This window comes from Nonomuraea sp. NPDC048892, from assembly GCF_040649735.1.
GTDB lineage: Bacteria > Actinomycetota > Actinomycetes > Streptosporangiales > Streptosporangiaceae > Nonomuraea > Nonomuraea maheshkhaliensis.
Window position 1 is genome coordinate 54140 of record NZ_JBEZFZ010000033.1, and the last position, 12192, is coordinate 66331.

The 12192-nt window shown below is 68.9% G+C and carries 10 protein-coding genes and 1 riboswitch; of the genes, 6 read left to right on the forward strand and 4 right to left on the reverse strand.

The genetic code is table 11. The features are described 5' to 3' along the window. The first annotated feature begins 147 nt into the window (after positions 1-147). Entirely contained in the window at positions 148-1737 is a 1590-nt protein-coding gene (serA, locus tag AB0C28_RS49625) for a phosphoglycerate dehydrogenase (protein ID WP_358083501.1), read from the forward strand. A 519-nt stretch (positions 1738-2256) separates the two neighbouring features. On the opposite strand, the gene AB0C28_RS49630 is transcribed toward serA, so the two are convergent. After that, complete coding sequence (locus tag AB0C28_RS49630) at positions 2257-3072, reverse strand: class I SAM-dependent methyltransferase (RefSeq protein ID WP_357848493.1); 816 nt, start codon at positions 3070-3072, stop codon at positions 2257-2259. A gap of 144 nt (positions 3073-3216) precedes the next feature. After that, a complete protein-coding gene (locus AB0C28_RS49635) occupies positions 3217-3753 on the reverse strand; it encodes a C40 family peptidase (protein ID WP_358083504.1) in 537 nt (178 codons plus the stop codon). Between the two features lie 53 nt (positions 3754-3806). Continuing rightward, a riboswitch (cyclic di-AMP (ydaO/yuaA leader) is annotated at positions 3807-3953 on the reverse strand. A 98-nt stretch (positions 3954-4051) separates the two neighbouring features. Between AB0C28_RS49635 and AB0C28_RS49640 the strand changes: the two genes are divergently transcribed. Together AB0C28_RS49640 and AB0C28_RS49645 are read left to right on the forward strand one after the other, a co-directional pair. Further along, positions 4052-5098: a 3-isopropylmalate dehydrogenase gene (locus tag AB0C28_RS49640; protein ID WP_357848488.1), complete on the forward strand. Its 1047-nt coding sequence runs from the start codon at positions 4052-4054 to the stop codon at positions 5096-5098. A 289-nt stretch (positions 5099-5387) separates the two neighbouring features. Next, positions 5388-6485, forward strand: coding sequence for a branched-chain amino acid aminotransferase (locus tag AB0C28_RS49645; protein WP_357848486.1), 1098 nt, complete (start codon positions 5388-5390; stop codon positions 6483-6485). A gap of 64 nt (positions 6486-6549) precedes the next feature. Here the strand turns inward: AB0C28_RS49645 and AB0C28_RS49650 are convergent, their stop codons facing one another. Continuing rightward, positions 6550-7089 (reverse strand): Uma2 family endonuclease, encoded by a 540-nt coding sequence (locus tag AB0C28_RS49650; RefSeq protein WP_357848484.1) that lies wholly within the window; start codon positions 7087-7089, stop codon positions 6550-6552. 208 nt (positions 7090-7297) lie between these two features. Here AB0C28_RS49650 and AB0C28_RS49655 point away from each other — a divergent pair, with 208 nt between their 5' ends. Then, entirely contained in the window at positions 7298-7942 is a 645-nt protein-coding gene (locus tag AB0C28_RS49655; RefSeq protein WP_357848482.1) for a thioredoxin domain-containing protein, read from the forward strand. A gap of 256 nt (positions 7943-8198) precedes the next feature. Further along, entirely contained in the window at positions 8199-9776 is a 1578-nt protein-coding gene (cimA, locus tag AB0C28_RS49660) for a citramalate synthase (RefSeq protein ID WP_357848480.1), read from the forward strand. A 35-nt stretch (positions 9777-9811) separates the two neighbouring features. Here cimA and AB0C28_RS49665 read toward each other — a convergent pair whose 3' ends face one another. Beyond that, on the reverse strand, positions 9812-11446 hold the full coding sequence (locus AB0C28_RS49665) for a heparinase II/III family protein (protein ID WP_357848478.1): 1635 nt from the start codon (positions 11444-11446) through the stop codon (positions 9812-9814). A 110-nt stretch (positions 11447-11556) separates the two neighbouring features. Here AB0C28_RS49665 and AB0C28_RS49670 point away from each other — a divergent pair, with 110 nt between their 5' ends. Further along, on the forward strand, positions 11557-12153 hold the full coding sequence (locus AB0C28_RS49670) for an HD domain-containing protein (protein ID WP_358083507.1): 597 nt from the start codon (positions 11557-11559) through the stop codon (positions 12151-12153). The last annotated feature ends 39 nt before the right edge of the window (positions 12154-12192 follow it).

Consider the following 12192-nt stretch of genomic DNA (forward strand, 5'->3'; position numbering starts at 1 on the left):
CCGCGCGGTGGGTACGCCGGTCCCCGTCTCACATGGTGGGTCCCTCGTGAACGCGTTCACAAGCGACGGTTAGACTCTGTGGGACCGCCGGGGGGATCCATGGACGTGAACCCTCCCAAGCCGCCGTGACCAAAAGGATCCACACCTGTGAACAAGCCCGTCGTTCTGGTCGCAGAGGAGCTGTCCGAGGCTGGCCTCGCCGTACTCGGTGCGGATTTCGAGGTCCGCCACACCGACGGCGCCGACCGGTCCCAGTTCCTGCCCGCCCTCGCCGACGTGGACGCGCTGATCGTCCGCTCCGCCACGCAGGTCGACGCCGAGGCCATCGCCGCGGCGCCCAAGCTGCGGGTGGTCGCCCGCGCCGGCGTCGGTCTCGACAACGTCGACGTCGAGGCGGCGACCAAGGCCGGTGTCATGGTCGTCAACGCGCCGACCTCCAACATCACCAGCGCCGCCGAGCAGACCGTCGCCCTCGTCCTGGCCAGCGCCCGCAACACGGCCCAGGCGCACGCCGCGCTGAAGAACGGGGAGTGGAAGCGGTCCAAGTACACCGGTGTCGAGCTGGACGAGAAGGTCGTCGGCATCCTCGGCTTCGGCAAGATCGGCCAGCTGGTGGCGCAGCGGCTGCAGCCGTTCGGCGTCGAGATCATCGCCCACGACCCCTACCTGCCGCCGGCCCGCGCCGCGCAGCTCGGCGTCAAGCTGGTGAGCCTCGACGAGGTGTTCAAGCAGGCCGACTTCATCACGGTGCACCTGCCGAAGACCAAGGAGACCCTGGGAATCATCGGCGACGAGGCGCTGCACAAGGTCAAGCCGAACGTGCGCATCATCAACGTCGCCCGCGGCGGCATCGTGGACGAGGCCGCGCTCTACTCGGCCCTCAAGGAGGGCCGGGTCGCGGGAGCCGGCCTGGACGTGTTCTCCAAGGAGCCGTGCACCGACAGCCCGCTGTTCGAGCTGGACCAGGTCGTCGTCACGCCGCACCTGGGCGCCTCCACCCACGAGGCCCAGGAGAAGGCCGGCACCCAGGTCGCGCGCAGCGTGAAGCTGGCGCTCGCGGGCGAGTTCGTGCCCGACGCCGTCAACGTCCAGGGCGGCGCCGTGGCCGAGGACGTCAAGCCGGGCCTGCCGCTGGCCGAGAAGCTCGGCCGGGTCTTCACCGCGCTCGCGGGCGAGGTGGCCACCAAGCTCGACATCGAGGTGCGCGGCGAGATCGCCGCCCAGGACGTGCGGGTGATCGAGCTGGCCGCGCTCAAGGGCGTCTTCGCCGACGTGGTCGAGGAGCAGGTCACCTACGTCAACGCGCCGCTGCTGGCCAAGGACCGCGGCATCGCCGTCGAGCTGGTGACCAGCGCCGAGAGCCCCGACTGGCGCAACGTGGTGACCGTGCGCGGTGTGCTGGCCGACGGCCGCACGGTCTCGGTCTCCGGCACGCTGTCCGGCCCCCGGCAGATCACCAAGATCGTCGAGGTCAACGGCTACGAGATGGAGATCGAGCCGACGGCCCACCTCTGCTTCCTCACCTACGCCGACCGCCCCGGCATCGTCGGCGTGGTGGGCCGCCTCCTCGGCGAGCACGGCATCAACATCGCCTCGATGCAGGTGGCCCGTGACGTCAAGGGCGGCAAGGCGCTCATCGCGCTGACCGTCGACTCCGCCATCCCGGCCGAGGTCGTCGAGCAGATCGGCGCCGAGATCGGGGCCGAGAGCGGCCGTTCGGTGGACCTGGAGGACTGACACAGCGGACTGACACACCTGCGTCTCTTCTGATATCAGCGGAAAAGGGCCGTTCCGTTCCACGGGGCGGCCCTTCGCGTCTCACCATGCGAGATAGTAGGACATCCGAGCAGAATGCTCAGGTACTGTTGTCGGTGATGCGCCAGGTTCTCGTACTTATTACCTGCCGCGGCGGGGCCTGTTAGGGCAGGTCGACGACCCGTCGCGGTGTGCGGCGTGTGCGTCGGCCGTCAAGTCCCTCCGTCCGGTCCGTGACCCGGACCACGCGATCAGGCCCGGTCGGATTCCCGACCGGAGTCCGGCTTCCCAGTCGAACGACGTCCGCGAAATGAGATGAGTGACATGTACGAGATGTATGCCTGGAACCGTGCCGACGACCACGAGGACGAGGCGGTCGAGGCCGTGCAGATGGCACTGGACCGGCGCGACAACGGCGGCGCTCCGCAGAGCTCCGGGCAGTAGAACAGGGCTAGAACCCGGCTAGAGCGCGGCTGGAGCGCAGCTAGATGGCGGCGCCTTTCAGAACTCCAGCCGGTAGAACACCGCGGTCCGCCGCATCCCCGGCACCAGTGAGGCGATCCGGGCCACGACGCGGTGGGTGACCGACAGCAGGTCGAACCCGTCGATGTCGAACGCGCTCACCGCCGACAGGCAGCGCAGGCCCGGATGGATCGCCGTCAGCTCGGCGGGGCCGTCGATGCCCCAGTGCATCGTGGCCCCGGCCTTCCGCACCGGCCTGTTCAGCCGTTGCAGCCGCAGCCCGAACGAGCTCAGCGCGTCGAAGACGAACAGGCCACTGGGGAACCGCTCCACGATGGCCCGCAGCAGCGCCCGGCCGCCGTCCGGGTCCAGGTAGTAGAGCAGGCCCTCGGCCACGACCAGCGCGGGGGCGTCGGCGGGGACCCGCTCCAGCCAGGCCAGGTCGGTCACCGACGTGCCCACCGTGGCGTAGGCCCGGCGTTCGGGGAACAGCCGCCGGCGCAGCTCCACCACCTCGGGATAGTCCACGTCGTACCAGCGGACGGAGTCCGGCGGATCGAGCCGGTGTACACGCGTGTCGAGCCCGCAGCCCAGGTGCAGCACCGTGGCCTTGGGGTGGGCGTCGAGGAACCCGGCGGCCCACCTGTCCAGGAAACGTGCCCTGAGCGCGACCGCGGCGGCACTGCCCGGGGTCATGCCCATTCTGCCGAAACCGTGCTCGATCCGGTCGAGCGTCTCCGCGGCCATGCGGTCGCCGAGGATCGGGCGGGGGGATCGGGCGTCGAGCGCCCTGCCGTAGAGCGTGGCGAGGAGGGTGGCCTTCTCCTCCGTCAGGTGCACCTTCTCGGGTGACATGCCTTCACGCTACGTCCGCGCGCGCGGCGCACGGCGGGTGGGGCGGACGGCGGCTCCGCGCTCTCTGCGGCCGCGCGCGCGGCGGGTGCGGGTGGGCGGCGGCCCCGCGCGGCCGCCGCCCACTCGCCGTCTATCTCGTGCGGCTCACTCCACGGAGGCGGTGAGCGGGGTGGGGCCGGTCTCCTCGCGGTGTTCGAGCACCTGCTTCCACTCGCGTACGCCCGCGCGATCCGGCCGGACCGCTCCGACGAACGCCTGCCTGCGCCAGTCGGAGAGCTTCTCCTCCTTCACCACGTCGCCCGTGTGCGGCGAGTGGACCATGTAGCCGGGTTTGGAGATCATGCCCACGTGACCGAGCCCGCTGAAGAAGACCAGGTCACCGGGCTTGAGGTGGTCCCAGGAGATCTTCCTGGAGAACGCGCCGAACTGTTGCGCGGCGGTGCGCGGGAGTTCGATCCCGGCCGCCTCGTAGGCCCGGAGCATCAGCCCCGAGCAGTCGTAGCCCTGCCTGCTCGCTCCGCCCCAGACGTACGGGGTGCCGCGTTTGTCCATGGCGTATCTGATGGCGATCTTCCAGGCGGGAACGGGGAGTTGCTTCTCCTGGATGCGCCTGATCTCGGCGCCGGTCAGGGTGGTGGTGTCGTCGTCGGGGGTGGCTGCCTGGGCTGCTGGGGTGGCCAAGGTGAGTCCGGCGGCCGCGGCCGCCAGGACGATGGCGATGCGAGACAGAGCACTTGTCCTTCCATGGGGCCGGCCGGGTTAGCTGACGGGCTCGGGCCTGGAAGACAGCCCTACGGCGCGCTGGGCGCCGATTCGCCCCTGGGGGAGAGATGGGTCCCCGGCTCCACACAGCGGTTGTGTGGATTAGGCCCGATGGACTTTAGCGAATGGGTCAAGAGGTCGTAAACCCCCCAAATCGGACGTCCGGACCTTGAGATGGTGTGTTCGTCAGACGAGACGAGCCGGTAAGGTACAGCCCATGGAGTCGCGTAACATCCGCTTGGCCGTCATCCCCGGGGATGGCATCGGCACCGAGGTCGTCGCCGAAGGACTCAAGGTCCTGGAGGCCGTGGGTACGAAGATCGAGCCCACCCACTACGAGCTGGGGGCCGCACGCTACCACCGCACGGGCGAGACGCTGCCCGACTCGGTGCTGGAGGAGCTGCGCGGCTTCGACGCGATCCTGCTCGGCGCCATCGGCGACCCCAGCGTGCCGCCCGGCATCCTGGAGCGCGACCTGCTGCTGCGCCTGCGGTTCACCTTCGACCACTACGTCAACCTGCGACCGGTCAAGCTGTTCCCCGGCGTGGAGACGCCGCTGGCCGACACGCCCACCGAGGACATCGACATGATCGTCGTCCGCGAGGGCACCGAGGGCCTCTATGCCGGCACCGGCGGGGCCATGCGGCGGGGCACGCCCCACGAGATCGCCACCCAGGAGTCGCTCAACACCGCCCACGGCGTCGAGCGCGTGGTGCGTTACGCGTTCGAGCAGGCCAAGTCGCGGCCGCGCAAGAAGCTCACGCTCGTCCACAAGACGAATGTGCTGTCCTACGCCGGCGACCTGTGGCAGCGCACGGTCAACCGCGTGGCCGAGGAATACCCCGAGGTCACCACCGACTACAGCCACATCGACGCGGCCTCGATGTTCTTCGTCACCCAGCCCGAGCGCTTCGATGTGATCGTCACCGACAACCTGTTCGGCGACATCATCACCGACCTCGGCGCGGCCATCGCCGGCGGCATCGGCCTGGCGGCCAGCGGCAACATCAACCCCGAGCGGACCGCGCCCAGCATGTTCGAGCCGGTCCACGGCAGCGCGCCCGACATCGCCGGCCAGGGCAAGGCCGACCCCACCGCGACCATCCTGTCCGTCGCCATGCTCCTCGACCATCTCGGCCTGCGCGCCGAGGCGGCCAAGGTCGAGCAGGCGGTCGCCGACGACATCGTCGAGCGCCTGGCCGGCTGGGCCGGTCGCACCACCCACGAGATCGGCGACGACATCACCGCGCGAGTATCCGGCTAGGACCGCCTAGCCCCGATCAAGCGCCTGGCGGTCCGAGGAGGGCTGCCGGGCGCTTTTTCGTGTGCGGGTTCCGGCGACCGCGCAGGCGAATCCAGCGGCCAAAAGGACTAACCACCCCTTTGGCCCCTTGCTATCCCATATGGCGAGACAATAGGAAGTACGGACTGCCTTACGGGCATGGCCGCTCATCGCGGCGGGCCCGCAGCCGGCGGGCAGACCCCGTAGATCCGGTAACTTTCGGTAGATTTCGGTAGATTTTCGGTAGACCGCAGAGAGAAGGACCGCCGTCATGACCATCGCTCAGAAGCTCAGCTTCGACGTGCAGCTATCCGACCACGCTCGCACCGCGGCCGAGCGGGAGCAGGTACTGGCGGACCCCGGTTTCGGGCAGACCTTCACGGATCACATGATCTCGATCGACTACACCGAGGGCCAGGGCTGGCACGACGCCCGGCTGCTGCCGTACGGGCCGCTGCAGCTCGACCCCGCCACCTCGGTCTTCCACTACGCGCAGGAGCTGTTCGAGGGCCTCAAGGCGTATCGCCAGCTCAGCGGGTCGATCGTGACCTTCCGCCCCTACGCGAACGCCGCCCGCTTCAACCGCTCGGCCGCGCGCATGGCCATGCCGGAACTGCCCGAGGAGACCTTCGTCGACTCGCTGGAGCTCCTCGTCCAGACCGACAAGGAGTGGGTGCCCACCACCGAGGGCCACAGCCTCTACCTGCGCCCCTTCATGATCGCCACGCAGGCGGGGCTGGGCGTCAACTACCCGTCGAAGACCTACAAGTACATGGTCATCGCCTCGCCGGCGGCTTCGTACTTCACCGGCGGCCTCAAGCCCGTCTCCGTCTGGCTGTCCACCGAGTACACCAGGGCCGCCCCCGGCGGCACCGGCTTCGCCAAGTGCGGCGGCAACTACGCCGCGGCCTTCGTCGCACAGCGGCAGGCGGTGGAGAACGGCTGTGACCAGGTGGTCTGGCTGGACGCCCACGAGCACCGCTACGTGGAGGAGATGGGCGGGATGAACCTGTTCTTCGTCTTCGGTGGCAAGCTCGTCACCCCCGCGCTCACCGGCACCCTGCTGCCCGGCATCACCAGGGACTCGATCCTGGAGCTGGCCGGGGACCTCGGGCTGGAGACCGAGGAGCGGCTCATCACCGTGGACGAGTGGCAGGCCGCGTGCGCGTCGGGCGAGCTCACGGAGGTGTTCGCGTGCGGCACGGCCGCTGTGGTCACGCCGGTGGGCACGGTCAAGGGCGCCGACCGCTCCTGGACCATCGCCGACGGCACGCCCGGCCCGGTGACCATGCGGGTGCGCGAGGAGCTGGTGGGCATCCAGTACGGCGCCCGCCCCGACGCCCACAACTGGATCCACAAGATCGTCTGATCTGGAACTCCCCGGGACCACGCGGCCCCGGGCCCCCGGGGCCGACGCGCCCCGGGGAATCCGGTCACCAGAGTTCCCCGGTTTCCACGGCGAATTCCCAGGGCGCCGGAAGAATGAGCGGTTCGGCGCCCGCCACCAGAATTTCCGTCCCGTATTTCCCGCCCTCAGGCCGGCCGAAGAGTTTCACCGTGCACTGCAGCGGATCGACCAGCAGATAAAGCGGCACCCCGCCCTGCGCGTATTCGCCCGGCTTGACGTGATAATCCTCGTAGACGCTGCCGGCGGTGACGATGTCGACGAGCAGCACGGTCGCGTCCCCGTACACCGCGTGTTCCATTCGCATGCGCGGGCGGCGGGGCACCACGGCCAGGTCGGGCACGTAGCGGTCGGCGTTCCTGCCCAGATAGACGGTGATGTTCGGCCAGATCTCCCAGCCCCGCTCGACCGCCGGGCCGATCAGCCGGCACACCATCTGGAAGACGAGCGTATTGTGCTGCCATGTCCCGGATTCGTTCACCACGATCCGGCCGCGCGCCGTCTCCACCCGATATTCAGGAAGCAGATCGCGCACGCTGCGAAATCGCTCTTCGAGTGGCCCGGCCATGCCTTCCGTCCTTCACCTGCGTCGGGGGGTGATCGAGCGTACGGCCGGACGGGTGTGTGACAACAGGGTGTGATCGTCGCCCGCCGATGTCGGACAGGTATGGGCCCGGCAAAGGTCCCGCACGATCCCGCCGGGCGGGCATGCCTTATGCGGGCGTTGTTTCCGCTTCCGGTAGGGTTCGCGCGATCGACGAGGTGAGAGTGGGCTGATGATGAAGCGGTTGTTGGCGGTCGCGGTGGCGGGACTGGCGATCGCCGTGCTCGGGGTGCTGGCGTTCTCCGAGCCGGGCGAGTCGTCCGACGGCGTGACCCTGACCAGGCAGGCGGACGGCTCGATGGTCCTGGCCGACCTGGGGAGCAAGGCCCCCGTGCTCGACGTGTACGAGGACTTCGACTGTCCCGTCTGCAAGGACATGCACGCCAAGGTAGACACGACGATTCAGCGGCTGGCCAGGGAGGGGAAGGTGAAGGTCGTCTTCCACACCGTGACGATCTTCCGTGACGAGCCCATGCGCTCCAACTCCATCCGCGCCGCCGCGGCCGCCCGCTGCGTGCCCGAGCCGAACTGGCTGGCCTTCAGGGACGCGCTCTACGCCATGCAGCCCGCGCCGCACGGCCAGGCGTCCGGGTTCGCCGTAGCCGACCTGGCCGCGGCCGCGCGGAAGGCGGGCGCGTCGGTGGACTCGTGCGTGACGTCGCAGTCGTACGCCGAGGTGCACGTGGCGGAGACGGCCAAGATCCCGCTGGAGGGCACGCCGACCGTGGTCCTCGACGGCCAGTTGCTGGGCAACGAGGCGTTCGACCCGGCCGCTCTGGAAAAGCTCATCACCGGAGGCATCGGCGTCCAGGTGTGACCAGGCTTGTGCCCGGACCTGGGGTGACCTGGAATAACACGCCCGTGCACACCGGCGGTGTCCATGGGGTGAGACCGGTGTGCCAGATGGTGAATCCATGTGGCAGACTGGACGGCACCATGTTCTACGGTCTGCTCATTATCGGCAGGCGCGCCGGCTGACGAAGGACACCGCCGGCGCGCAGACCTCTCACGTCCGTGAGGGGTCTTTTTGTTTTCCCGAAGACACCGAAGCTTCCGCAGAGAAGAGACACCTCATGGCCGACGACCGCTTCCACGTATACGACACGACACTGCGAGACGGCGCACAGCAGGAGGGGCTCACCCTCACGGTCGCCGACAAGCTCGCCGTGGCGCGGCATCTGGACGGCCTGGGCGTCGGCTTCATCGAAGGGGGCTGGCCGGGCGCCAACCCCAAGGACACAGAGTTCTTCAGGCGCGCTCAAACAGAGCTCGACCTGAAGCACGCGCAACTCGCCGCGTTCGGCGCGACCCGCCGGGCAGGTATGAAGGCAGCCGACGACCCTCTGGTTGCCGCGTTGCGCGAATCCGGCGCGCCGGTCGTGACCCTTGTCGCCAAGAGTCACGACCGGCACGTGGAGCTGGCCCTCCGCACGACTCTCCAGGAGAACCTCGCGATGATCCGCGACACGGTCTCTCACCTTCGTGCGGAGGGACAGCGAGTCTTCCTCGACGCCGAGCACTTCTTCGACGGCTACAAGTCCAATCCAGCCTACGCGCTGGAGGTCCTGCGCACCGCCGCCGAGGCGGGGGCCGACGTCATCGCCCTGTGCGACACCAACGGCGGCATGCTCCCCGACGAGCTGGCCGAGATCGTCCAGGACGCCGTCCGCGCCGGCGCCCGCGTCGGCATCCACTGCCACGACGACACCGGCTGCGCCGTGGCCAACACCCTGGCCGCCGTCAGGGCCGGAGCCACCCACGTGCAGGGGTGCGCCAACGGCTACGGCGAGCGCTCGGGCAACGCCAACCTCTTCACGGTCGTGGCCAACCTGCAGCTCAAGCGGGGGTACGACCTCGTACCCGAAGAGTCGCTCGCCGACATGACCCGCATCGCCCACGCGATCACGGAGCTGACCAACGTCACCCCCAACTCCCACGCCCCCTACGTCGGCACCTCCGCCTTCGCCCACAAGGCCGGGCTGCACGCCAGTGCCATCAAGGTCGACCCCAACCTCTACCAGCACATCGATCCGGCGCAGGTGGGCAACGACATGCGCATGCTCGTCTCCGACATGGCCGGGCGGGCCTCGGTCGAGCTCAAGGGCCGCGAGCTGGGCTACGAGCTGACCCCCGAGCACACCAAGTCACTGGTCGAGCGGGTCAAGGACCTGGAGGCCAAGGGCTTCACGTTCGAGGCCGCCGACGCCTCGTTCGAGCTGCTGCTGCGCGACACCGTCCAGGGCGAGCGCAAGCGCCACTTCGACGTCGAGTCCTGGCGGGTCATCGTCGAGCGCACCAAGGGCGGCGAGCTGGTCAGCGAGGCCACGGTCAAGCTGCATGCCAAGGGCGAGCGCATCGTCGCCACCGGCGAGGGCAACGGCCCCGTCAACGCCCTCGACAAGGCCGTACGCCAGGCGCTTGAGCAGCTCTACCCCGAGCTGGCCAAGCTGGAGCTGGTCGACTACAAGGTCCGCATACTGGAGGGCACCCACGGCACGGACGCCGTCACCCGGGTGCTCATCACCTCCAGCGACGACAAGAGCGAATGGGCCACGGTCGGCGTCGCCGAGAACATCATCGACGCCTCCTGGCAGGCCCTGGAGCAGGCCGTCACCTACGGCCTGCTGCGCGCCGGCCGCGACCTCACGTAGGCGACCTCACGTAGGCGGCGGCCGGTCACCGCTCGTCAGAGCAGCTTGGTGGAGAAGGAGACGCCGTCCACCTTGACCTTGCCGCCCGAGCAGGACACCTTGGGCGAGTCCGTCCCCGGCACGATGATCGTCAGCAGCGACTTCGCCGCCGGGGACTTCACCACGCTGGCCGGCTGCTTGGACAGATACGTCGGCGACACCCAGCCCAGCTTGCCGCCCCGCTGCACCTTCTGCCCGCCGGTCCTGCCGCACGACGCCGAGTACTGCAGCAGCGTGACCTTGAACTTCCCGTCGGCCAGGACGACCTTGCCGCCGCCGTTCGAGACGACCTTGAACGACGGGGCGAAGCGCCAGATGCTGCTGACCTTCTTGCCGCCGGAGGCGGTGTCCAGCACCGCCATCAGGTCCTCGCCATGGTTGACCAGCACCGAACGGGTGCGGCTCACCCCGTACGCCCGGTCGGTGAGCTTGAACGCCTGCCGGTCGTCCCCGTACGACGACTTGATCAGCTTGCTGGCCGTGCGCGGCCGGAACTTCGCCCCCACGACGGTCGGCACGTTGTGCGCCTCGGGCGAGAGCGTCCAGTAGCGGTAGGAGCTCTTCTCGTAGGAGTGGAACCCGCCGTCCATCAGGATGTCGCGCCCCTGCGCGTAGTACGTCACGCCCAGGTGGTCCTCGTGGCCGTGGAACTTCATCCCGGGGCCGTACCTGATCGAGTAGTACGCCGAGTCCGGCTCGCCCCACTTGGTCCGGCCGAACACGTATCCGGCCCGGTAGGTCCTGACCTTCTGCTTCGGCGTGCCCGTCTCCATCTTCGGCTCGGTCTCGGCGCTGCCGTCGCCGATGGGCACCATGTAGCCGTTCGGCATGGTCGAGTGGGCGATGAAGTCCTTCAGCGCCTCCGCCCGCCTGGCGATCTCACCGGGCACCTTGCGGCCGCACGCCTTCATGTTCGTCATGGCGACCTGGAGCCGGCCGTAGACGTAGACGGCGTAGCGGGGCGCCTGCTCCATCAGCGCGCCCTGCGCGTCCACGTCCAGCTTGACCGTGCCCGTGAGGCGGCGCGAGGCCAGGTTCGCCCAGTCCTTCCTGCCGTACCTGCAGCCGATGCCCATGAGCGCGATGTCCTGGTCGATGCCGTGGTTGTGGCCCTTCTTGTAGAGCCTCGGGTTCGACAGGAGCTTCGCGTGCGTGGCCAGGCTCTCCTTCAGCCAGCCCGCGTTCACGTGCCTGCTCAGGCAGAGCAGCGGCTGCGTGCGCAGCGAGACCGGGTGGTCCTTCCAGACGTACGACGGGGTGCCCTTGGCGCCGTACTTGTTGCTCGCCACCCAGTCCTTGGCGATGTCGGTGGCGCGGTCGAGGTATTGGCGCTCGCCGGTGTTCTCGTACTCGACGACGAGCGTGCCCATCCAGCGCAGCGACTGGAACACGAACTCCCACGACCGGTTCCTGAACGGGCTCGCGGCCCACTTGATGTCCTTGCCCAGCTTGTACGCGGGCAGCCCCACCAGCGAGATCTCGCCCTTCATGACATCGTTCGCCGTCGGCGTGCCGGGCAGCCAGTCGCCCTGGCACTCGGCGGTGCGGGTCACCTTGTCGGTGGCCTGAGCCGGGGTGCCCAGAGCTCCGACCGAGAGCATGAGGGCGAGGGGGATCGCGAGCCGGCGCACGCCAGTTCCTTCCGGACAAAACGATGAGGGCGGGACATGCTTTCGGAATTTTGATCAAGAGGTCAAGTCGAGTGCCCGATTCGTTAGCCGCCCGATGCATGCTGGTACCTGTGAGATTCGACGACCTGGTGATCCCCGACACGCCCGCCTGCCGTGGCGCGCTCGAAGTGGCCACCGGCTACCACACGCCATCGCTGCTCAACCACTCGATCCGGGCCTACCTGTGGGCGGCGGCGTACGCGCAGGATCAGGGCATCGCGTTCGACGCCGAGCTGCTCTACGTCTCGTCCATGCTGCACGACATCGGGCTGGTGCCGGAGTTCGACAGCAACGCCGTGCCGTACGAGGAGGCCGGCGGGCACGTGGCCTGGGCCTTCTGCGCCGGGGCCGGCTGGTCGCCCGAGCGCAGGTCACGCGCGTACGAGGTGATCGTCAAGCACATGTGGGCCGAGGTGCCCGTGGCGGAGGACCCCGAGGGGCACCTGCTCGAACTGTCCACCGGCATGGACATCTCGGGCCGCCGCACCGACGAGATCCCCGCCGAGGTGCGGCGGGAGGTGCTCGAACGCTACCCGCGGCTGGAGATCGCCAAGGAGTTCAGCGTGTGCGTGGCCGATCAGGGCGCGCGCAAGCCGGCCAGCTTCGCGGCCGGGTTCGTGCGCGACGGCATCGTGGACCGCATCCTGCGCAACCCGCTCGACGACTGAACGTGGGTTCCGCGCGGCCTGCCCGGCCGATGAACGGAT

Excerpts from the sequence above, each read along its gene's own strand:
- AB0C28_RS49630 (WP_357848493.1), bottom strand. The coding sequence starts at position 3,072 with ATGTCACCCGAGAAGGTGCACCTGACGGAGGAGAAGGCCACCCTCCTC.
- AB0C28_RS49640 (WP_357848488.1), top strand. The coding sequence starts at position 4,052 with ATGGAGTCGCGTAACATCCGCTTGGCCGTCATCCCCGGGGATGGCATC.
- AB0C28_RS49645 (WP_357848486.1), top strand. The coding sequence starts at position 5,388 with ATGACCATCGCTCAGAAGCTCAGCTTCGACGTGCAGCTATCCGACCAC.
- AB0C28_RS49650 (WP_357848484.1), bottom strand. The coding sequence starts at position 7,089 with ATGGCCGGGCCACTCGAAGAGCGATTTCGCAGCGTGCGCGATCTGCTT.
- AB0C28_RS49655 (WP_357848482.1), top strand. The coding sequence starts at position 7,298 with ATGATGAAGCGGTTGTTGGCGGTCGCGGTGGCGGGACTGGCGATCGCC.
- cimA (WP_357848480.1), top strand. The coding sequence starts at position 8,199 with ATGGCCGACGACCGCTTCCACGTATACGACACGACACTGCGAGACGGC.